This is a genomic window from Streptomyces sp. NPDC040622 (assembly GCF_055593965.1).
On sequence record NZ_JBVIXD010000003.1, the window covers coordinates 31,571 to 52,243 of the forward strand.

Sequence of the window (20,673 nt, forward strand, 5' to 3'; positions counted from 1 at the left end):
CTACGGCACGCACGCACGTACGACAGGACGACGGCCCCCGGTGCGCGCGCACCGGGGGCCGTCGTCCGCCGAGGCGGGGCGGTGGGGTCAGACGTGTTCCGCCACCGTCTTGCCTGCCGCCCGCGCGGAGTCCCCTTCCGCGTTCCCGGCGGTCCTGTCGCCGTTCCCGGCGCTCTGGTCGCCCGGCACGGTGCCTTCGGCGCTCGCGGCGGGCTCGCCGCCGGCCGGCTTGTCCGCGGGGCCCGAGCCGCGCAGCGGGATCTCCTTGACGAAGAAGGCCGCGAGCAGGGCCACGACGCTGATGGCGGCGCCGAGCAGGAAGGCCGAGTGCGTACCGGCCGACACCGCGTGCTGGTAGGCGTCCCGTACGGGCGCCGCCAGCTTCTCGAGGCTGTCCGCGTCCAGCTGCGCCGACGTCTCGGTGATCTTGCCGCCGAGGGCGCCCGCGCGCTCGTTCATCACGTCGTGGACGCGGTTGTTGAAGAGCGCGCCCATGATCGCGACGCCGAAGGAGGAGCCGAGCGTGCGGAAGAGCGTGGCCGAGGACGAGGCGACGCCCATGTCCTTCATCTCGACGCTGTTCTGCGCGACCAGCATCGTGATCTGCATCAGGAAGCCCATGCCCGCGCCGAGCACGGCCATGTAGAGGCCGGAGGTCAGGCGCGAGGTGCCGGTGTCCATCTGCGCCAGCAGGAAGAAGCCGGTGACCATCAGGATGGTGCCGATGATCGGGAACATCCGGTACTTGCCGGTGGAGGTGGTGACGCGGCCCGCGACCATCGAGACGGCCATCATCGACAGCAGCATCGGGAGCAGCAGCAGACCGGAGTTGGTGGCGGACGCACCCTGCACCGACTGCTGGTAGAGCGGCAGGAAGAGCATCGCGCCGAACATCACGAAGCCGGTGATGAAGCCGATCACGGCCATCAGCGAGAAGTTGAGGTTCTTGAAGATGTGCAGCGGCAGGATCGGTTCGGCGGCCTTCTTCTGTACGAAGAGGAAGCCGATGAGCGAGGCGACGCCGATGCCGATGAGCTCCATGATCACGGCCGAGTCCCAGGCGTACTCCGTACCGCCCCAGGTGGTCACGAGCACGAGCGAGCTGATGCCGATGGTGAGCAGCGCGGCGCCGAGGTAGTCGATGCGGCCCTGCGCCTTCTTCTTGGGCAGGTGCAGGACGCTGGTCACCATGGCGAGGGCGACGGCGCCGAGCGGCAGGTTGATGTAGAAGGCCCAGCGCCAGCCGAGGTGGTCGGTGATGGAGCCGCCGACGAGGGGGCCGCCGATCATCGCGACCGCCATGACGCCGGTCATCATGCCCATGTACTTGCCGCGGTCCCGCGGCGGCACCAGGTCACCGATGATCGCCATGACGCCGACCATCAGTCCGCCCGCGCCCAGTCCCTGGATCGCGCGGAAGCCGATGAGCTGTCCCATGTCCTGCGCCATGCCGCTGAGCGCGGATCCGGCGAGGAAGATGACGATCGCGGTGAGGAAGGCGCCCTTGCGGCCGTACATGTCGCCGAGCTTGCCCCAGATGGGGGTGGAGGCGGCGGTGGCCAGGGTGTAGGCGGTCACGACCCACGACAGGTGTTCCATGCCGCCGAGGTCGCCGACGATGGTCGGCATCGCGGGGCCGACGATCATGTTGTCGAGCATCGCGAGCAGCATCGTGATCATCAGGGCCATCAGGACGACGCGCACGCTGCGCGGCTGTGGCTCGCTCTTGCCGGGTGCGGCGTCGACCGGCTGCGCGGCCGCTCCCCCGGCTTTGTCCATGGATATCTCTGACATGTTCCCCACTCCCCGTACCTTCCGCACCGCCCTGGCTTCCCCAGGACTCCCCGGCACTTACTTGCCGCCCGGCTAGTTGATTACACTGAGGGAAGGTAGACCCCTAACTAGCCGGGCGTCAAGTAAGTTCAGTTGAAGGTCAGTGGAGGCGAGGAGCATCCCGATGGGCACGGGCAGCACGAGCAGGCAACAGCGCCGCGGGAACACTCGTCAGCGCATCCAGGACGTGGCCCTGGAGCTCTTCGCCGAGCAGGGGTACGAGAAGACGTCGCTCCGTGAGATCTCGGAGCGCCTGGAGGTCACGAAGGCGGCGCTGTACTACCACTTCAAGACCAAGGAAGACATCCTGACCAGCATCTTCGACGACCTCACCAGGCCCATCGACGAGCTGATCGCCTGGGGGCACGAGCAGCCCCGGCCGATCTCGCTGGAGGTCAAGCAGAAGGCGCTCACCCGCTACAGCGAGATCCTCGTCGACGCGGCGCCGCTCTTCCGCTTCATGCAGGAGAACCAGGCGACGATGCGGGACCTGAAGACGGGAGAGAGCTTCAAGGACCGCATGCTCGGGCTCTACGACATCCTCAAGGACCCGGACGCGCCGATGCCCGACCAGGTGCGCTGCTTCAGCGCGCTGTTCACCATGCACGGCGGGATGTTCGTCCTCAAGGACGTCGAAGGCGACCCCGAGGAGAAGCGCAAGGCCATCCTCGAGGTCGCCATCGATCTGGTGACGCGGGCGCACACGGGCACCCGGTGAACGCCGGGTCGGATCAGACCTTCACGCCGACCGTGCGCAGGAAGCCGACCGGGTCGACGGCCGAGCCGTAGTTCGGGGTCGTGCGGATCTCGAAGTGCAGGTGCGGGCCGCTGGAGTTGCCGGTGTTGCCGGAGAGCGCGATGTGCTGGCCGGTGCCGACGGTCTGACCCACCCGCACATCGATCCGCGAGAGGTGCGCGTACTGGGAGAACGTGCCGTTGCTGTGCTTCACCACGACGGCGTTGCCGTACGCGGGACCGTCACCGGCGCCGTTGGGGCCGGCCTTGACGACGGTGCCGCCGTGCACGGACTCGACCCCCGTGCCGATCGGCACGGCGAAGTCCTGGCCGGAGTGCTTGTGGGCCCACATGTTGCCGCCGAGCCCGAAGGTCGCGGAGAGCGTGTAGTTGTTGACCGGGTGGACCCAGGCGGCGGCCTTCGCGGCGGCCGCGCGCTGGACGTCCGCGGCCTTCTTCGCCTGGGCCGTGGCCTGCGCCTGGACGGAGTTCACCGCGACGCCGGGCAGCGCGCCGCCGCCCTTGGCGTCCGCCGCGGCGACCGAGACCCCGGCCCCGAGGACCGCCGACGCTCCGACACCCATGGCGACGACGGCCGCACGCGTACGGAACAGGGACGGGACGGGGCGGCGGGACTTGGTTCGCTTCGACATGAGGATGTCCTCCGGAGTGTGACGACTGAGGGGGGCATGCGGGGCACGACGCGACCCGGCGGCCTCACGTGAGTCACGTGGTCGCCGGGTCGGCCATCCCTTGGTAACCCCCACCCCACTCGGCGCCCAAAACGCCCATCTACTACCCAAAGCCGTAGGCGAAGCCCGCCATTTGGTCCGCTTGACACCCTCAAATCCGGACAATTCACCCGAGGTCCGGTACGCGGATTTCCTCCCACCGCGGGGGTTTAACCCCACGTCGGACGCCCCCTCGACGCCCGCCCGCGCCGGGCCACCGCTCGCGGCGGCCGGACGCGACGAAGGTCCCGGAGGTTGCGGGCCGAAGGTCCCGAGCGCGGATCTTCCTCTTTCCACTATTCCGCCTAGTAACGGACAAAAGACCTGTGCGCCATGTCACCGACCCCCGAGATCCACCCCACCCGGAATGTGACGGCCGCTACGCTCGCGGGCATGGATCCCGCGGTCATAGGCACCCGCCTGGCATCGAGCGCCGTCGCCCCGCTGATCAAGAAGCTGTTCGTGCGGGAGGGTCCGGGAGCGGGGCTGGTGGAGAAGCCCGTGCGGCTCTCTTCGCTGGTGTCGTTCAAGGGTGAGAAGCGCGCCCTGTCCCCAGCAGACCTGCGCGGGCTCACCCGGGAGCTGGTCGAGCGCGCGAACCGCCCGACTCCCGCGCCCCCCGGCGATCCGGCGGGCGACATCGAGACCGAAGCCCTCACGGACGCCCTGGAGCTGACGCTCTACGCGCTCGCGGACCTGGACCTCGACGACGTGGCCGCCGTGCGCCTCGGCCCCACCGGGCTCGCCGCCAAGCTGTACGAGCGGGCGGGCGGCCCCCAGCTCGTGCGCTTCCTCGGTCAGGACACCGTCTCCCTCTACTCCCGGCTCCTGGACAGCGCCTGCCTGCACATCCTGCACTTCCTCACCCAGCGCTCCACCTTCGTCGCCCGCTCGCTCGTCGAGCAGAGCCGGCAGCTCGACGAGCTGATCACCCGCACCGACATCCTCATCGGACGCCTGGCGTCCCGGGCCGCGGAGGACGCCGGATTCGAGCAGCGCTACGAGGCATACGTCGCCAAGAAGCACAGCCGTCTCACGATCTACGGCATCGACCTCAACGAGTCCCGCGACTGGCCCCTGGACACCGCCTATCTGAGCCTGCACGCGTCCCGCAACGCCGACCACCAGCCCGTCGCCGACGCCGCCTTCGCGGCCGGCAGCCGCGCGGGGGCTCCGCCGGCCGAACACTGGATCCCGCCGCTCTCCCAGCCCGTGGAAGGGGTGTTCGCGGGCAACGAGCGGGTCCTGCTGCGCGGCGCCGCGGGCTCCGGGAAGACCACGCTCGTGCAGTGGCTCGCGGTCACCACCGCCCGCCAGGACCGCCTCACGGGCGAGCTGGCCCACCTCATCGGGCGCGTGCCGTTCGTCCTGCCGCTGCGCACCCTCACGCGCGGCGGCGCCTGCCTGCCCTCCCCCGGCGACTTCCTGGGCTCGGCGGGCAACCCGCTCGCCAGTGCGCAGCCCGCGGGCTGGGCCGACCGCGTCCTGTCCGCCGGCCGCGGGCTCCTGCTGATCGACGGCATCGACGAGGTGCCCGAGGAGGAGCGCGAACGCACCCGGCGCTGGCTCTGCGACCTCCTCGCCGCCTATCCGGGCAACCTGTGGCTCGTCACCTCGCGCCCCTCGGCCGTACGCGAGGACTGGCTCGGCGGCGAGGACTTCACCGACCTCGCGCTCTCCCGTATGAGCCGGGAGAACATCCGGGTGTTCATCCACCGCTGGCACGAGGCCGCCGGAGCGGACGCCGCCCTGGGCGACGCTCTGCTGAATGCCGTACGCACCAAGCAGGACCTCGGCAGACTCGCCACCAATCCGCTGATGTGCGCGCTGATCTGCGCCCTCCACCGCGAGCGGCGCGGCTTCCTGCCGCGCGGCAGGAAAGGCCTGTACGACGCCGCGCTCTCGATGCTCCTGGAGCGCCGCGACCGCGAACGCGACATGGCGGTGGAACTGGACGAGGAGTCCCAGATCGAGCTGCTGCAGCGGCTCGCGTACTGGCTGATCCGCAACGGCCGCTCCGAGATGGACCGCGCGGACGCCGTGAACCAGCTGGAGCGGCTGCTGCCGTCCATGCCCTACGTCGCCGAGCAGGGCTCGGCCGAGGACATCCTGCGCCACCTCCTGGTCCGCTCCGGCCTGCTGCGCGAACCGGGCGCGGGAGCCGTCGACTTCGTGCACCGCACCTTCCAGGACTACCTGGGCGCGCGGGCCGCGGTGGAGGAACGCGACTTCGACCTGCTGATCCGGCACGCGCACCTGGACCAGTGGGAGGACGTCGTCCGGATGGCCGTCGCGCACGCGCGCCCCGACGAGCGGGTGCGGCTGCTGCGGGGCCTGATGAAGCGGGGCGACCGGCACGCGGAGCTCCGCGTGCGGCTGCACCTGCTGGCGACGGCCTGCCTGGAGCACGCGGCGAAGCTGGACCCTGAAGTACGGGCCAAGGTGGGGCGGCGGGCTGCCGAGCTCATCCCGCCCCAGAGCTACCCGGAGGCCCGCAAGCTCGCGGAGCTCGGCCCCATCGTCCTGGAGCTGCTGCCGGATCCCGACGCCGTGGCGAGCGACATGGAGGCGGCCTACGTCGCGACCACGGCGGCCCTCGTCGGCGGGGACGCGGCGCTGCCGTGCCTGGTGAAGTACCGGGATCGCGCGAGCCCCGTCGTCGATCAGCAACTCGGCTCCCACTGGGACCGGTTCGACACGGAGACCTATGCGCGGGAGATCATCGGACAGTTGCGCGACAAGTCCGGCACGACCGTCGTGGTCCGCTCGGCGGCCGAACTCGCGGCGCTGGGCCGTATGGACGGCCACCGCTCCATCGACTTCTCCGGCGACTTCACGGCGGAGCAGATCGTCGAGGCCTTGGGCGACCGGCAGTTGGTCCGCCTCTCGCTCACCCACAACTCCGTCCTCGACGACCTGGGGTTCATCAGCCGGTTCCGGGACCTGAGGCGCCTCAGCCTGATCTCGTGCCCCGCCATCGACTCGCTCAGGTCGGTGACCGGGCTCCCTGTCACCGACCTGATCCTCCGGGACCTGCCACGACTTCACGACCTGCGGCCGCTGCGGACGCTCCACCGGCTGGGCATGGTCAGCGTGGAATCCGAGCGGCCCCTCCTTGAGCTCCTGCCGGACGACGCGCCGCTGAAGTGCGTTTTCCTGCCCACCAACACGGTCGGCCTCACCGGGCTCGCCACGTTCGTCGACCTGATCCAGGTCGGCCTTGAGCTGGATGCTCCACTCACCGAAGAGGACTGGCGGACTCTGGCCGGCCTGAAGGAGCTGAAGCACCTGAGCCTGAGCCCCGAGGAGCTGTCCGGCCTCGCGGCCAGCGGAGTCCGGCTGCCCGCGTCGGGCCACATCTCCATCATGGCCCGCGGCACCAGGTGCGACCTGCGACAGGCCGTCGCGGCCTTCCCCTCGATGACGGTCCTCCAGGTGTGCGCCCCGGAGGCGGTCGACCTCACGCCGCTGCGGGAGCATGCGGGACTGCAACGCGTCACTGTGCTGCAGTCCTCCGAAACCCCGGACCCCGCCCAACTCCCCGACACCATCAAGCTGTCCGTCGACGGGCGCCCGTCCCCAAGGCCCTGACGCCACCGGCATCCGCACCAACTCCGCGTCCACAGCGCCCAGTTGCCTACCCGTGGCCTACCCTCGACCCATGGTCGACCCCGCCGCTCTGGGAGCCCGCCTGGCCTCCAGTGCCGTCGCGCCCCTCGTGAAGAAGCTCTTCGTGAAGGACCAGCCGGGTGCCGGGCTCGTCGGCAGACCGGTGCGGATATCCGGGCTCGTGTCGTTCAGGGGCGAGAAGCACTCCGTCACCCCGAAGGACGTCGAGAAGATCGCCGACGAGCTCGTCCGCCGGGCCTTGCGGGCCGCGGGCCCCGGCGAGTCCCCCGTCGACGCCGCCGAGGCCCTCGCCGTCAGGAACGCCCTGGCGCGCTCGCTCGCCGCGCTCGGCACCCTCACCATCGACGACTACGAGGCCGTCGCGCTCGGGCCCGAGGAGTTCGCGCGCACCCTCCGCTCGCACTCGGCCGTGACCGTCGCGTCCTTCGCGCTCAGCCGCGACGCCGAGCTGTTCCACGAACGGCTGCTGCACACCGCCTGCCTGCACATCCTGACCTTCTTCACCCAGCGCTCCACCTACATCGCGCGGCAGCAGACCCGGCAGAGCCAACAGCTCGCGCAGCTGGTCGGAGCCGTCGACGTACTGCTGGAGCGGCTGCCCTCGCAGTCGGCCGAGGACGCCGCGTTCGAGGCGCGGTACGCGTCGTACATCACGGCACGGCACGGCACCCTCACCATCTACGGGCTCGACGTCTACGCCGGGACCAGCGAGTGGCCGCTGGACACGGCCTACCTCAGCCTGGAGGCGACCAGGGACCGCCTGGGGGAGGGCGCCACCCGGGTCGCCGCCGAGCAGGTCCTCGCCCAGCACGACCACGTGCTGCTGCGCGGCGTCGCGGGATCCGGCAAGACGACCCTGGTCCAGTGGCTCGCCGTGACGGCGGCCGACCGGACGTACGAGCACGGGCTCACCCACCTCATCGGGCGCGTGCCGTTCGTGCTGCCGATGCGGCGGATCGTCCGGCCCGGCTCCGACCTGCCCGTCCCGGGCGAGTTCCTGACATCCGTCGGCTGCCTCGTCGCCGGGGAGCAGCCCGCGGGCTGGGTGGAGCGCGTGCTGCGGGCGGGGCGCGGCGTGCTCCTCGTGGACGGTCTCGACGAGATCGCCGAAGGCCGGCGCGAGTCCGCCAAGCGGTGGCTGCGCGATCTGACGCGCACCTTCCCCGGCAACCTGTGGCTCATCACCACCCGGCCATCGGCCGTCCCGAGCCGCTGGCTGGACGCCACCGGCTTCACCGAGCTCACGCTCTCGCCGATGGCGCGCGACGACGTCGCCACGTTCGTCCACCGCTGGCACCGGGCCGCGGCGGCCGACGAAGCCCTCGGCACCACCCTCCTGCAGTCCGTGCGGGCCGCGTCCGAGCTGAACCGGCTCGCCACCAACCCGCTGATGTGCGGGATGCTCTGCGCCCTGCACCGGGAGCGGCACGGCTTCCTGCCGCAGGACAGGAAGTCCCTGTACGAGGCCGCTCTGACGATGCTGCTCGAACGCAGGGACGTCGAGCGGGAGGTCGCTCCCCCGCTCTCCTCCGGCGGGCGGCTCTCGTTCGCCATCCAGGTGCAGCTCCTGCAGAAGCTCGCCTGGTGGCTCATCCGCAACAGCCGCTCGGAGATGGACCGTTCGGACGCCGTGCACCTTCTCGGGGAAGCCGCGCCCTCGATGAACCTCGACGGCAGCGGCGAGGACGTGTACAGCTGGCTCCTCCTGAGGTCGGGCCTGCTGCGGGAGCCGGCCCACGGGCGCGTGGACTTCCTCCACCGCACCTTCCAGGACTACCTCGGCGCCCGCCTCGCCGTTCAGGAGCTGGACTTCGACCTGATCCTGAACCACGCGGACCGGGCCGAGTGGGAGGACGTCATCCTGCTGGCCGCCGCGCACGCGCGGCCCAAGGAGGCGGAACAGATGCTGCGACGGCTGGTGGCGGGCGGCACGGCGCGGGGGAAACTGCTCGCCGCGGCGGCGGCCTCGTACGCGGCCGAGCTGGCGCCGGCCGTGCGTCAGCTGGTCCAGGAAGGGGTACGGACGCTGATCCCGCCGCAGACGGACCACCAGGCCGCCAACCTGGCGGAGGCGGGCCGCGACCTGCTGCTCCCCCTGCTGCCCGGCCCGGACGAGGTCGACGACGAGCACGCCCGCCTGGTGGTCCTCGCCGCCGCCAGGGTCGGCAGCCCTCAGGCACTGCACTTCCTGACGCGCTTTCGCGACCACCCCGGCCGCTGGGTCCAGCTGACCCTGGCACAGCAGTGGGGGTTCTTCGACCGGGAGCTCTACGTACGGGAAGTCCTCGCGCACCTGTCCTCGCGGCCCACCGTTCCCGTCCACACCCCCGCGGACCTCCGCGCGCTGCGCTCCGTCGGAGGCTGGCCGGACCTTCATGTCACCGGCGCCTACCGCGTCGAGGACCTCACCGAACTCATCGTGCCCGAGCGGCTCACCCGTCTCACGCTGGACGCTCCCCACCCGGTCGAGGGGCTCGCCTGGCTCTCGGCCTTCCCGTGCCTGGCCGAACTCGTCGTCCACGCGGACGTGAGCGAGACCGAAGCCCAGCAGCTGCCGCCCCACGTTCGCCTCAACAGGCCTCTGTCCCCCGGCAATTGACCTACGGTTGACCCGACGCCAGCCTTCGCGACCCCCAGGGACCCCGATGCCATGGAGCCCGTCGTACGCACCCCCTCGGCCCTCGCAGCACCCCTCGTGCAACGGTTCTTCCGCGTCCCGCCCCGCCCTCCCAACACCCCGGACCTGATCGCCGCCCTCGCCACCTGGCGCGGCCCCGACGCCCCGGCCGACCCGGACGAGGTCCACCGCACCGCGGGCGAATTCATCCAGCTCGCCGCCGAGACGCACACCACCCCGACCGCCGAACTCCCCGCGGTCGCCGACGTGCTGACCCGCACCCTGCTCGCCATCGGCGAACTCGACCTCACCGACGCCGACGCGGTGCGACTTGGCCCGCAGGACTACGCGCGGCGGCTGCGCGGCGCCGTCCAGGGCGCCGACCGGGGCCTGACCCCCGGCGCCGCCTGGTTCCACGACGAGCTGCTCGTCGCCGTCTGCCTGCACGTCCTGCACCACTTCGTACGCCGCTCCCCCTACATCCAGCGCCACATGCCCGAACGCGCCAGCCGCATCCGCCAGCTCGTCGACCTGAACGACGCCGAGGCGTCCGCCCGCAAGCCCGAACCCTCCGTGGAGGACGCCGAGTTCGAGGCCGCGTACGCCCAGGAGGTGGTGCGCCAGCACGGCTGGCTGACCATCGTCGGCGTCGACTTCGCCAACGCGCCCGACCGCTGGCCCCTGGAGGACACCTACCTCAGCCTCCAGGCCGAGGAGAACACCGGCGGGCCGCCCGCCGGGACGGCGGGACACCAGCGCACGGTGCTCCTCGCCGACCGGGCCCTGGAAGGCCACGAGCGGGTCCTGCTGCGCGGCGTCGCGGGCTCCGGCAAGACGACCCTCGTGCAGTGGCTCGCGGTGGCCGCGGCCCGCGACGGCGCCCGCGTGCCCTTCGTCCTGCCCGTACGCCGCTTCGCCCGCGAGGGCTTCCCCGCCCCGGACGACTTCCTGCACGCGGTGCGCCACCCGCTGGCCGACCGGGCGCCCGAGGGCTGGATCGTGCGCACCCTCCTCGCCGGCCGCGCCCTGCTCCTGGTCGACGGCATCGACGAGGCCCCCGAGGAGACCCGCGGCGCCCTGCGTGACCACCTCCGCAGGCTCCTGCGCATCTTCTCCGGCACCGCCTGCCTCGTCACCTCGCGCCCCTCCGCCGTCGAGGACGGCTGGCTCGCCCACGAACGCCTCGCCGAGGAGGGCTTCTCGGAGCTGTCGCTCGCCCCGATGTCCCGCGACCAGGTCACCCGTTTCATCCACGACTGGCACACCGCGGCGATGGGCGACGAACAGTGCGGGGAACAGCGCGACCACGACACCCTCAAGGAGTACGAGCAGCGCCTGCTGCACTCCGTACGCATCTACCGCGAGCTGCGCCAGCTCGCCACCAACCCCCTGATGTGCGGCCTGATATGCGCCCTCAACCGGGACCGCGCGGGCTCCCTGCCCAAGGGCCGCAAGGAGCTCTACGACGCCGCCCTGGAGATGCTCCTGCAGCGCCGCGACCCCGAACGCGACGTGCTGTACGCGGACGACGTGCACCTGCAGCAGGGCGCCCGCGAGCTGCTCCTTCGCAAGCTCGCCCACGCCATGCTGGAGGAGGGCCTCTCGGAGCTGCCGCGCGAGCGGGTCGTCGCCGTCCTGGACCGCGCGCTGCCCGCCATCCCCTCGGCCCGTGCCGCGGGCGACGGCGAGAAGATCTTCCGCCACCTCCTGCACCGCACCGGGCTGCTGCGCGAGCAGGCGGGCGTCTCGGTCGACTTCATCCACCGGACCTTCCAGGACTACCTGGCGGCCAAGGAGATCGTGGCCCGCGGCGACCTGCACACCCTCGTCGACCACGCCCACCAGCCGGAGTGGGAGGAGGTCATCCGCATGTCCGCCGCGCACGCCCGGCCCGACGAGTGCGCCCGCTTCCTCGAGCACCTGCTGGCCGCCGCGCCCGGCCTGCGCAGGCCGCACGTCAACCACCGGCGCCTGATGGCCGCGGCCTGCCTGGAACACGTCAGCGAGCTGGACCCCGCCATGCAGGAGCTCGTGCACCGCCGCACGAAGAACCTCATCCGGCCCACCACCGAGCAGGGCGCCCGCAGCCTCGGCTGGGTCGGCCCCATCGTCCTGGAGCAGCTGCCCTACCCCGAGCAGGTCGACGACGACCAGCGCGCGCTGCTCCTCGCCATCACCGCGACCCGCGTCCAGGACGACGCGGCCATCGACTACCTCGCCCGCCTGCGCACCCGGTCCTCGCTCGCCATCCGCACCGAGCTGGCCCGCCCCTGGCGGTACTTCGACACCGAGCGGTACGGCCGCGAGATCATCGCCCACCTCGATCCGGCGGGCCTGTACTTCCCCGTCTCGGACGCGGCCGAGCTCGCGGCGCTGCGCGACCTCGGCGGGCGGCCCCGCATCCAGGTGGCGGGCGTGATGCGCACCGACGAGCTCCTCGCCGGCCTGGTCCCCGGCCCGCTCACGCACCTCTGGGTCAACGCCGAGCTGCCCGACCCCGACATGGCGTGGCTGGCCCGCTTCCCCGGCCTGCGGGTGCTGCGCGTCAACCCGCGCCTGCCGCGCGTGCGGAACGTGCCGGAGGGCGTCACGATCACGGCCTGACCGCGGACCCCCTCGTAGGACCGGCTCACGCAGCCGACCGGCTCACGCAGCCGACCGGCTCACGCAGCCGACCGGCTCACGCAGCCGACCGGCTCACGCAGCCGACCGGCTCATGCAGCCGCATACGGAAAAGGGGCTGCCCCGGAACCGTACGGAACGGTCCGGGGCAGCCCCTTCAAGCGGTCAGCTCACGGGGAGCGTCACGCCTCCTTGCTCAGGTTCGGGCCCGCGCCGCCACCGGCGGCCGACTCGATCGGCGGCACGTCGGGCAGCGCCGCCTTCTCCTCGCCGCGGAAGGTGAACGTGGCGGTGTCGCCCTCGCCCTCCGTGTCGACGACCACGATGTGGCCGGGACGCAGCTCGCCGAAGAGGATCTTCTCGGAGAGGGTGTCCTCGACCTCGCGCTGGATCGTGCGCCGCAGCGGACGCGCGCCGAGCACCGGGTCGTAGCCCTTCTTCGAGAGGAGCTCCTTCGCGGACTGGGAGAGCTCGATGCCCATGTCCCGGTCCTTCAGGCGCTCGTCCACCTTGGTGATCATCAGGTCGACGATCTGGAGGATGTCGTCCTGGCTGAGCTGCGGGAAGACGACGACGTCGTCCACGCGGTTCAGGAACTCCGGGCGGAAGTGCTGCTTCAGCTCGTCGCTGACCTTGTTCTTCATCCGCTCGTAATTGGACTTCGTGTCGCCCTGGGCCGCGAAGCCCAGGTTGAAGCCCTTCGAGATGTCACGGGTGCCGAGGTTGGTCGTCATGATGATGACCGTGTTCTTGAAGTCGACGACCCGGCCCTGGGAGTCGGTCAGACGACCGTCCTCCAGGATCTGCAGGAGCGAGTTGAAGATGTCCGGGTGGGCCTTCTCCACCTCGTCGAAAAGGACGACGGAGAACGGCTTGCGACGGACCTTCTCGGTCAGCTGGCCGCCCTCTTCGTAGCCCACGTAACCGGGGGGCGAACCGAAGAGACGCGAAACCGTGTGCTTCTCGCTGAACTCCGACATGTCGAGGGAGATCAGCGCGTCCTCGTCGCCGAAGAGGAACTCGGCGAGCGCCTTGGACAGCTCGGTCTTACCGACACCGGACGGGCCCGCGAAGATGAACGAGCCACCGGGACGCTTCGGGTCCTTCAGACCCGCACGCGTACGCCGGATCGCCTTCGAGAGCGCCTTGACGGCGTCCTTCTGGCCGATGACGCGCTTGTGGAGCTCGTCCTCCATGCGCAGCAGGCGGCTCGACTCCTCCTCGGTCAGCTTGAAGACCGGGATGCCGGTGGCGGTCGCGAGGACCTCGGCGATCAGCTCGCCGTCGACCTCGGCGACGACGTCCATGTCGCCGGCCTTCCACTCCTTCTCGCGCTTGGCCTTCGCCGCCAGCAGCTGCTTCTCCTTGTCGCGGAGAGAGGCCGCCTTCTCGAAGTCCTGGGAGTCGATGGCCGACTCCTTGTCGCGACGGACGCCCGCGATCTTCTCGTCGAACTCGCGGAGGTCCGGCGGCGCGGTCATCCGGCGGATGCGCATCCGGGAACCGGCCTCGTCGATCAGGTCGATCGCCTTGTCCGGCAGGAAGCGGTCCGAGATGTACCGGTCGGCCAGCGTCGCGGCCTGGACCAGCGCCTCGTCGGTGATCGACACACGGTGGTGCGCCTCGTACCGGTCGCGCAGGCCCTTGAGGATCTCGATGGTGTGCGGCAGCGACGGCTCCGCGACCTGGATGGGCTGGAAGCGGCGCTCGAGCGCGGCGTCCTTCTCCAGGTGCTTGCGGTACTCGTCGAGCGTGGTCGCACCGATGGTCTGCAGCTCACCGCGGGCCAGCATCGGCTTCAGGATGGAAGCCGCGTCGATCGCGCCCTCGGCGGCACCCGCACCCACCAGGGTGTGGAGCTCGTCGATGAACAGGATGATGTCGCCGCGGGTGCGGATCTCCTTGAGGACCTTCTTCAGGCGCTCCTCGAAGTCACCGCGGTAGCGGGATCCCGCGACCAGCGCGCCGAGGTCCAGGGTGTAGAGGTGCTTGTCCTTGAGGGTCTCGGGCACCTCGCCCTTGACGATGGCCTGGGCGAGACCCTCGACGACGGCGGTCTTGCCGACGCCGGGCTCACCGATGAGGACCGGGTTGTTCTTCGTACGGCGGGACAGCACCTGCATGACCCGCTCGATCTCCTTCTCGCGCCCGATGACCGGGTCGAGCTTGGACTCACGAGCGGCCTGGGTGAGGTTCCGGCCGAACTGGTCGAGGACCAGGGACGTGGAGGGCGTGCCCTCGGCAGGACCGCCGGCGGTGGCGGTCTCCTTGCCCTGGTAGCCGGAGAGCAGCTGGATGACCTGCTGCCGCACCCGGTTGAGATCGGCGCCCAGCTTGACCAGGACCTGGGCGGCGACGCCCTCGCCCTCGCGGATCAGGCCGAGCAGGATGTGCTCCGTGCCGATGTAGTTGTGGCCCAGCTGAAGGGCCTCGCGGAGCGAAAGCTCCAGGACCTTCTTGGCACGGGGGGTGAAGGGAATGTGCCCGGACGGAGCCTGCTGGCCCTGTCCGATGATCTCCTCCACCTGCTGGCGGACCGCCTCGAGCGAAATCCCGAGGCTCTCCAGGGCCTTAGCGGCGACACCCTCGCCCTCGTGGATCAAGCCCAGGAGGATGTGCTCGGTGCCGATGTAGTTGTGGTTGAGCATCCGGGCTTCTTCCTGAGCCAGGACGACAACCCGCCGCGCGCGGTCGGTGAACCTCTCGAACATCGTTAATCGCTCCTCAGAGCGGTCAGGCAGTAAGGGGTCGGTCCCCTCCCTGTCCTTCCGCAGCTTAGTCCCGCAAGCGGGGACCGCTCATTCCAACTGCCGACACCCGGCCCCCTCTCGGAGGAACTCCTGACCCCGAACGCCGACAACTGCTCCAACCCGATGGTGCGAGACGATGTTCCCGCAGGCCAGGCAGTTACCCTCACCATCACTACGCCGATGGCGAACGCACGACGCCGAAGACCGCGTGTCGCCCCTCCCCACTAGGGATGTCTTACCCGCAAGGACGGACACTCCATGCGGCGCGCCCCGGTTCCCTCCGCTACGGGCGAACAGCCTTGCGCCGCCGAACGCTCTCCTACGCCCCCTTTTCGGGCACGTAACGCATTCGACCCGCGACGCTGCGTAACCCGGACGGCCTTCCGGCTGTTGCTCGGACATGGCCCCCACAGTTCCTCAGCCCCGCAGGCCGGCCGAGCACAGTGATCCGGTGCGGCACTGGTACGAGAACGAGCTCGGCTGGGCGACCGCCCCCGAGCCAGGTCCGGTGCGGCTCCTGACGGGGCTGCGCTTCGACGTGCTCGAACTGCCCGCGGAGGCGGGCTTCGCGGCGCTGCGCCATCTCGGGCCGAAGGCTCCGGTGGCCCTGTGCGGGGAGACGATGCGGCTTCTGGTGAGCGCGGGAAGCGCGGACGAGCTGCCGGGGCTGCTCGACTGGCTGGAGTGGGGGGACATTCCCCTCGGCCTCACCGCGGTCGGGGCGGGCGGGCGTATCGACGCGCCCACGCCCCCGGGGTGGTCCGGCTCGCGGGGGGCCGCCGTCTGGCTGCGGCCCCCGGAGCCCGGCTGTGAGGTGGAGCCGACGCTGCCCGCGCTGCCGTCCCTGCCCGCGATGGGAGGGGACGGGACTGCGCCCCACAGCGACCCCGCCGTGGGCTCCGGTCTCGTACGACTCGTGGACACGGCGGCGACACACTGCCACCGGGTCCGGCTGGGGCGGCGCAGCCGTCAGCCGTTGGCCTTCTCGTAGGCCTCGCGAATGGACGCGGGAACACGGCCGCGGTCATTGACCTCGAAACCGTTCTCCTTTGCCCAGGCACGGATGGCGGCGGTGTCCTGGCCGCCGCTCGACGCCGCGGCGCGCGCCTTGCCACGGCCGCTCGAACCACGGCCTCCGGTGCGCCGACCAGCCTTGACGAAGTCCTCCAGCGCGCCACGGAGCTTGTCCGCGTTGCCCGTGGTGAGGTCGATCTCGTAGGACTTGCCGTCCAGCGCAAACGTCACGGTCTCGTCAGCCTCGCCACCGTCGAGGTCATCGACAAGAAGGACCTGAACCTTCTGTGCCACCGGATTTCCTTTCATCGATAACTGTGAGGCCTGCCCGCACGACGCAACCGCCGATTCACCGGCCCCTGTTATATGCAGTACTGCAGTACGTCGGAAAGCAAACCGCTTTTGCCGGAAAAACACAAACCCCTGGGAGAGACCGGTGCCCCCTAGAAGCCTGGAAACGTGCGCGTTTCGGACATAGACGACCGGGGCAGGGTACGGCCAGGAATACCGCCGTGACGATCACAGATGCAGAAGCATCCGGCTGTTGCCCAAGGTGTTCGGTTTCACTCGTTCGAGGCCGAGGAACTCGGCGACGCCCTCGTCATAGGAACGCAGGAGCTCGCTGTAGACATCTCCGTCGACCGGAGTCTCGCCGATCTCCACGAAGCCGTGCTTCGCGAAGAAGTGGACTTCGAAGGTCAGACAGAAAACCTTGCGGACGCCGAGCCACCCGGCGGTCTGCAGCAACTTGCCCAACAGCTGGTGCCCCACTCCGGCGCCCTTGACCTCAGGGTTCACCGCGAGGGTGCGGACTTCCGCGAGGTCTTCCCACATCACGTGCAGAGCGCCGCAGCCGACCAACTCGGCGTTGTCGTCGCGTTCCGCCACCCAGAACTCCTGGATGTCCTCGTAAAGCGTCACGGTGGCTTTGTCCAGGAGGATGCGCTCGCGGACGTAGGAGTCCAGGAGCCGGCGAACGGCCGGCACATCGGAGGTTCGCGCCCTGCGGACGGAGACCGCTTTTGCGCTGAGTTCGCTGAGTTCGCTGCGTTCGGGGACCTCTGCTGGCATGAAGCGGACGCTATCGCTCTGCGCCGCGCTCCGCCGAGGCGGGGTTCTCCGGGCCTTGGACGATACGCATCGCGTCGCTGAGCGCTTCCCGCTGTTCCGCCGACATCATGCCGAAGAAGGCGACGAGAGCCGCGGCGGGGTTGTCGCTCTGCGACCAGGCTTCGTTCATCAGTGCGGCTGCGTAGGCGGCACGAGTGGAGACCGCCTCATATCGATAGGCGCGGCCTTCCGCTTCGCGGCGCACCCAGCCCTTCTGATGAAGATTGTCCAAAACGGTCATCACGGTCGTGTACGCGATGGACCGTTCCTGCTGAAGGTCTTCCAGGACTTCTCGAACGGTCACGGGGCGGTTCCACTTCCACACCCGCGTCATGACTGAGTCTTCGAGTTCTCCCAATGGACGAGGCACAACTGAACAATAGTGGGAGACGTCACTATTGGCGTGATGCGTGAGGGACGTGGCGTACCCCTAATTTCTGCAACAAAAAGGGCGTACGACTCGAATGACGCGTGGGGACGCGTGAGTCGTACGCCGGGGGGGGCGCGGGTGGTGCGGGTGGCCCGCGTGGTGCGGGTGCGGGCCCGTGGTCAGGCGGCGCCGGCCTTCGGGGTCTGCTGGACGGCCTCGGCCCGGGAGATCGCGGCGTCGACCGCCGCGTCTTCCTTGGTCTTGTTGGCGCCGCCCTGGGACTTCACGATCGTCACGATGAGCCACGTGAAGAACACGGCCATCACTACGGGGGGCACGAGCGCGGAAACGTAGTCCATGCCCCCCAGAGTAGCTAGCCCGCGACGAGCTGGTGCGGCGGGTCCGCCGGTGTCTCGGGCCGGCGCTTCGGCGGGAAGACCTCGGCCGGGGTCGGGACCGGGCGCGGGGGCTCCGGCACGGCGGGGCGCTCCCGCTCGGCGGGCGTCTTGGGCCTGGGCGCGCTCCGGTCGCTTTCCGCGGTGGCGTCGAGGCCACCGGGGAGGGCGAGCAGGCGGGTGCGGGTGCGGGAGGCGGGCACGGTGGGCGTGGCGCCGGGGGCGGGGGCCGCCCGGCCTGCCAGGCGGGCGCGTACGGCGCGTTCCGCGAGGGTGCGGCAGCGGTCGAGGAGGGCGGCGGCCGTGGGGTTGCCGCGCAGGGCGCGCAGGGCGGCGAGGTCGTCGGCGCCGGGCTGGTAGCCGGTGGCGAGGACGTCGCCGAGGAGGGCGAGGTAGCCGGACGCGGTGCCGGGCAGGGCGGCGCGGTACCGGGCCAGGTCGGCCACCAGGAAGGCGCGCAGCCGGGCGCCCTCGCGCGCCGCTTCGTCGACCGATTCGGCGAGACGGAGACAGTCCTGGACGTCTTCGTCGCAGACGGGGCTGGGGTGCAGGGCGAGCGCCAGGGCACGACGGAGCACACGCAGCTCCTCCGCGCCGAAGGCCATGCCGCCCCGGGATCCGTATGGCGTGGGCATGGGCCGAAGATACGCCCTATACGGACAAAATCTGCTTAACGCCAACTTTTAGGGCGCGGCGTCCGGTGCCCCGCAGGGGCGAGTGCCTCAGAACCGTCCGGCGCCCAGGGGCCGGCCTCAGTCGGCACGGCGGCGGGCCAAGGCGTAGGCCACCGCTCCTATGCCCAGCGCGGCGACCGCCGCGACCGCGAGCCAGGGAAGGATCCCCGCGCTCGCCCCGGCCATCGCCGGGCCGGACGCCCGGCCCGTGTCGGCACGGGCAACCGGCCCCGCACCCACCGTCATCAGCGCCGCCGCCACAACGGCACAGCTCAGTCGTCTCGTGTGCCTCATCGCCCCGGCCCGCCCCACACCCACTCAGATCCCCGTCCCTGCGCAGACTCTCGCAGAAGGCGGAGGGTTACGCACCCGCGGCCGTCGGCTATCGGTCAGCTGCGGGAGATGTTCCGCTCGTAGACCAGGCGGAGCCCGATCAGCGTCAGCCACGGTTCGTGCTCGTCGATGACCGAGGCCTCGCCGAGCACCATGGGCGCGAGGCCCCCCGTGGCGATCACCGTCACGTCGTCGGGGTCGCCGCCCGCGCCCGCCAGCTCGCGCGCCATGCGGTTCACGACACCGTCGACCTGGCCCGCGAAGCCGTACAGGATGCCCGCCTGCATGGCCTCCACGGTGTTCTTGCCGATGACGCTGCGCGGGCGGGCCAGCTCGATCTTGCGCAGCTGTGCGCCGCGTACGCCGAGGGCCTCGACGGAGATCTCGATGCCGGGGGCGATGACGCCGCCGGCGTACTCCCCGCGCGCGGAGACCGCGTCGAAGGTCGTGGCCGTCCCGAAGTCGACGACGATCGCGGGTCCGCCATAAAGCTCGACGGCCGCGACCGCGTTGATGATGCGGTCGGCGCCGACCTCCTTGGGGTTGTCCATGAGGATCGGGACGCCGGTCTTGATGCCGGGCTCGACCAGGACGGCGGGCACGTCGCCGTAGTAGCGGCGGGTGACCTCGCGCAGCTCGTGCAGGACCGAGGGGACCGTGGAGCAGATCGCGATGCCGTCGATGCCGTCGCCCAGTTCGTCGCCGAGCAGCGGGTGCATGCCCATCAGGCCGTTGAGCAGGACGGCGAGTTCGTCGGCCGTGCGGCGGGCGTCGGTGGAGATGCGCCAGTGCTCGACGATGTCCTCACCGTCGAAGAGGCCGAGGACGGTGTGGGTGTTTCCTACGTCGATCGTCAGCAGCATCAGTCGCGCACCGCTTCCCGCAGGTCGAGGCCGATGTCGAGGATCGGGGAGGAGTGCGTCAGCGCGCCGACCGCGAGGTAGTCGACGCCCGTATCGGCGTACGCGCGGGCGTTCTCCAGGGTGAGGCGTCCGGAGGATTCGAGGAACGCGCGGCCCGCCACGACGGCGACCGCCTCCGCGGTCTCGCCCGGCGTGAAGTTGTCCAGGAGGATCAGGTCGGCGCCCGCCTCGACGACTTCGCGCAGCTGGTGGAGCGTGTCGACCTCGACCTCGATCGCCACGTCGGGGAACTGCTCCCGTACGGCCTTGAAGGCCTGCGCGACGCCGCCCGCCGCGACCACGTGGTTGTCCTTGACCAGGGCCGCGTCGGCGAGCGACATGCGGTGGTTGACGCCGCCGCCCATGCGGACCGCGTACTTCTCCAGGGCGCGGTAGCCCGGCGTCGTCTTGCGGGTGTCGCGGACCTTGGTCTTCGTGCCGTCGAGAGCGTCCGCCCACGCGCGCGTGGCGCTCGCGATGCCGGAGAGGCGGCACAGGATGTTCAGCGCGCTGCGCTCGGCGGTGAGCAGGTCGCGGGTGCGGGTGGTGACGCTCAGGAGAACCTCGCCCGCCTCGACCCGGTCGCCGTCCTCGACGTGCCGCTCGACCTCGAACTCGTCCTCGCACACCACGGAGAGGACCGCTTCGGCGACGCGCAGCCCCGCGACGGTGCCGGCCTCGCGCGCGGCGAAGTCGGCGGTGGCGACGGCGTCCTCGGGGATGGTGGCGGTCGTGGTGACGTCCACGCCGCCCGCCAGGTCCTCCTCGATGGCCATGTGCGCGATGTCCTCGATCTGCATCGGATCGAGGCCTGCCTCGGTCAGGAGCAGTGCGAGCGAGGGGTCGAGGCCGCACTCCAGGGGGTCGAACGCGGTGTCCCCGCAGCCGCAGGCGTCACCGCAGCCACCGCCTGCGGCTGTGGGGGCGGCGAGGGGGAGGTCGTCGGGGGTGCTCACG

The 20,673-nt window shown here is 70.7% G+C and carries 16 protein-coding genes; 5 read left to right on the top strand and 11 right to left on the bottom strand.

The window, feature by feature from the left end; genetic code table 11:
* Positions 1-87: 87 nt before the first annotated feature.
* Complete coding sequence (locus tag ACZ592_RS08535; RefSeq protein WP_471581394.1) at positions 88-1,779, bottom strand: MDR family MFS transporter; 1,692 nt, start codon at positions 1,777-1,779, stop codon at positions 88-90.
* 178 nt (positions 1,780-1,957) lie between these two features.
* Here ACZ592_RS08535 and ACZ592_RS08540 point away from each other — a divergent pair, with 178 nt between their 5' ends.
* Positions 1,958-2,551: a TetR/AcrR family transcriptional regulator gene (locus ACZ592_RS08540; RefSeq protein WP_471580771.1), complete on the top strand. Its 594-nt coding sequence runs from the start codon at positions 1,958-1,960 to the stop codon at positions 2,549-2,551.
* Between the two features lie 13 nt (positions 2,552-2,564).
* Here the strand turns inward: ACZ592_RS08540 and ACZ592_RS08545 are convergent, their stop codons facing one another.
* Positions 2,565-3,221 (bottom strand): M23 family metallopeptidase, encoded by a 657-nt coding sequence (locus ACZ592_RS08545; protein WP_471580772.1) that lies wholly within the window; start codon positions 3,219-3,221, stop codon positions 2,565-2,567.
* Between the two features lie 471 nt (positions 3,222-3,692).
* Between ACZ592_RS08545 and ACZ592_RS08550 the strand changes: the two genes are divergently transcribed.
* The 3 genes from ACZ592_RS08550 (at position 3,693) to ACZ592_RS08560 (ending at position 12,150) form a co-directional block, all read left to right on the top strand.
* Positions 3,693-6,890, top strand: coding sequence for an NACHT domain-containing protein (locus ACZ592_RS08550; protein WP_471580773.1), 3,198 nt, complete (start codon positions 3,693-3,695; stop codon positions 6,888-6,890).
* A 70-nt stretch (positions 6,891-6,960) separates the two neighbouring features.
* Positions 6,961-9,528 carry an NACHT domain-containing protein gene (locus tag ACZ592_RS08555; protein ID WP_471580774.1) on the top strand — a complete coding sequence of 856 codons (2,568 nt, stop codon included), beginning with the start codon at positions 6,961-6,963 and terminating at the stop codon, positions 9,526-9,528.
* A gap of 51 nt (positions 9,529-9,579) precedes the next feature.
* A complete protein-coding gene (locus ACZ592_RS08560) occupies positions 9,580-12,150 on the top strand; it encodes an NACHT domain-containing protein (RefSeq protein WP_471580775.1) in 2,571 nt (856 codons plus the stop codon).
* A 200-nt stretch (positions 12,151-12,350) separates the two neighbouring features.
* On the opposite strand, the gene ACZ592_RS08565 is transcribed toward ACZ592_RS08560, so the two are convergent.
* Positions 12,351-14,879, bottom strand: a complete 2,529-nt coding sequence (locus tag ACZ592_RS08565) for an ATP-dependent Clp protease ATP-binding subunit (protein WP_471580776.1) — start codon at positions 14,877-14,879, stop codon at positions 12,351-12,353.
* A gap of 439 nt (positions 14,880-15,318) precedes the next feature.
* On the opposite strand from ACZ592_RS08565, the gene ACZ592_RS08570 reads away from it, so the two are divergent.
* Positions 15,319-15,909 (top strand): SCO3374 family protein, encoded by a 591-nt coding sequence (locus ACZ592_RS08570; protein WP_471580777.1) that lies wholly within the window; start codon positions 15,319-15,321, stop codon positions 15,907-15,909.
* Here the strand turns inward: ACZ592_RS08570 and ACZ592_RS08575 are convergent.
* The 8 genes from ACZ592_RS08575 to nadC all read right to left on the bottom strand — a co-directional run bounded on the left by ACZ592_RS08575 (position 15,888) and on the right by nadC (position 20,672).
* Complete coding sequence (locus ACZ592_RS08575) at positions 15,888-16,226, bottom strand: histone-like nucleoid-structuring protein Lsr2 (RefSeq protein WP_471580778.1); 339 nt, start codon at positions 16,224-16,226, stop codon at positions 15,888-15,890. The genes ACZ592_RS08570 and ACZ592_RS08575 overlap by 22 nt on opposite strands.
* A gap of 225 nt (positions 16,227-16,451) precedes the next feature.
* Positions 16,452-17,003: an amino-acid N-acetyltransferase gene (locus tag ACZ592_RS08580; protein WP_471580779.1), complete on the bottom strand. Its 552-nt coding sequence runs from the start codon at positions 17,001-17,003 to the stop codon at positions 16,452-16,454.
* A gap of 10 nt (positions 17,004-17,013) precedes the next feature.
* Entirely contained in the window at positions 17,014-17,412 is a 399-nt protein-coding gene (locus ACZ592_RS08585; protein ID WP_471580780.1) for a BlaI/MecI/CopY family transcriptional regulator, read from the bottom strand.
* 179 nt (positions 17,413-17,591) lie between these two features.
* Positions 17,592-17,771 carry a hypothetical protein gene (locus ACZ592_RS08590; protein ID WP_471580781.1) on the bottom strand — a complete coding sequence of 60 codons (180 nt, stop codon included), beginning with the start codon at positions 17,769-17,771 and terminating at the stop codon, positions 17,592-17,594.
* A gap of 14 nt (positions 17,772-17,785) precedes the next feature.
* Entirely contained in the window at positions 17,786-18,412 is a 627-nt protein-coding gene (locus ACZ592_RS08595) for a hypothetical protein (RefSeq protein WP_471581395.1), read from the bottom strand.
* A gap of 147 nt (positions 18,413-18,559) precedes the next feature.
* Positions 18,560-18,775, bottom strand: a complete 216-nt coding sequence (locus ACZ592_RS08600) for a hypothetical protein (RefSeq protein WP_471580782.1) — start codon at positions 18,773-18,775, stop codon at positions 18,560-18,562.
* A gap of 95 nt (positions 18,776-18,870) precedes the next feature.
* The gene (locus ACZ592_RS08605; protein ID WP_361178270.1) at positions 18,871-19,677 is read right to left on the bottom strand and encodes a type III pantothenate kinase; all 807 of its coding nucleotides are present in this window, start codon (positions 19,675-19,677) and stop codon (positions 18,871-18,873) included.
* Entirely contained in the window at positions 19,677-20,672 is a 996-nt protein-coding gene (gene nadC, locus ACZ592_RS08610; RefSeq protein WP_471580783.1) for a carboxylating nicotinate-nucleotide diphosphorylase, read from the bottom strand. The genes ACZ592_RS08605 and nadC overlap by 1 nt, the downstream gene beginning before the upstream one ends.
* Between the last annotated feature and the right edge of the window lies 1 nt (position 20,673).

What these genes read in the sequence shown, in the direction of transcription:
- ACZ592_RS08535 (WP_471581394.1), bottom strand. Translation starts at nt 1,779, where the DNA reads ATGGACAAAGCCGGGGGAGCGGCCGCGCAGCCGGTCGACGCCGCACCC.
- ACZ592_RS08540 (WP_471580771.1), top strand. Translation starts at nt 1,958, where the DNA reads ATGGGCACGGGCAGCACGAGCAGGCAACAGCGCCGCGGGAACACTCGT.
- ACZ592_RS08545 (WP_471580772.1), bottom strand. Translation starts at nt 3,221, where the DNA reads ATGTCGAAGCGAACCAAGTCCCGCCGCCCCGTCCCGTCCCTGTTCCGT.
- ACZ592_RS08550 (WP_471580773.1), top strand. Translation starts at nt 3,693, where the DNA reads ATGGATCCCGCGGTCATAGGCACCCGCCTGGCATCGAGCGCCGTCGCC.
- ACZ592_RS08555 (WP_471580774.1), top strand. Translation starts at nt 6,961, where the DNA reads ATGGTCGACCCCGCCGCTCTGGGAGCCCGCCTGGCCTCCAGTGCCGTC.
- ACZ592_RS08560 (WP_471580775.1), top strand. Translation starts at nt 9,580, where the DNA reads ATGGAGCCCGTCGTACGCACCCCCTCGGCCCTCGCAGCACCCCTCGTG.
- ACZ592_RS08565 (WP_471580776.1), bottom strand. Translation starts at nt 14,879, where the DNA reads ATGTTCGAGAGGTTCACCGACCGCGCGCGGCGGGTTGTCGTCCTGGCT.
- ACZ592_RS08570 (WP_471580777.1), top strand. Translation starts at nt 15,319, where the DNA reads ATGGCCCCCACAGTTCCTCAGCCCCGCAGGCCGGCCGAGCACAGTGAT.
- ACZ592_RS08580 (WP_471580779.1), bottom strand. Translation starts at nt 17,003, where the DNA reads ATGCCAGCAGAGGTCCCCGAACGCAGCGAACTCAGCGAACTCAGCGCA.
- ACZ592_RS08590 (WP_471580781.1), bottom strand. Translation starts at nt 17,771, where the DNA reads ATGGACTACGTTTCCGCGCTCGTGCCCCCCGTAGTGATGGCCGTGTTC.
- ACZ592_RS08595 (WP_471581395.1), bottom strand. Translation starts at nt 18,412, where the DNA reads ATGGCCTTCGGCGCGGAGGAGCTGCGTGTGCTCCGTCGTGCCCTGGCG.
- ACZ592_RS08600 (WP_471580782.1), bottom strand. Translation starts at nt 18,775, where the DNA reads ATGAGGCACACGAGACGACTGAGCTGTGCCGTTGTGGCGGCGGCGCTG.
- ACZ592_RS08605 (WP_361178270.1), bottom strand. Translation starts at nt 19,677, where the DNA reads ATGCTGCTGACGATCGACGTAGGAAACACCCACACCGTCCTCGGCCTC.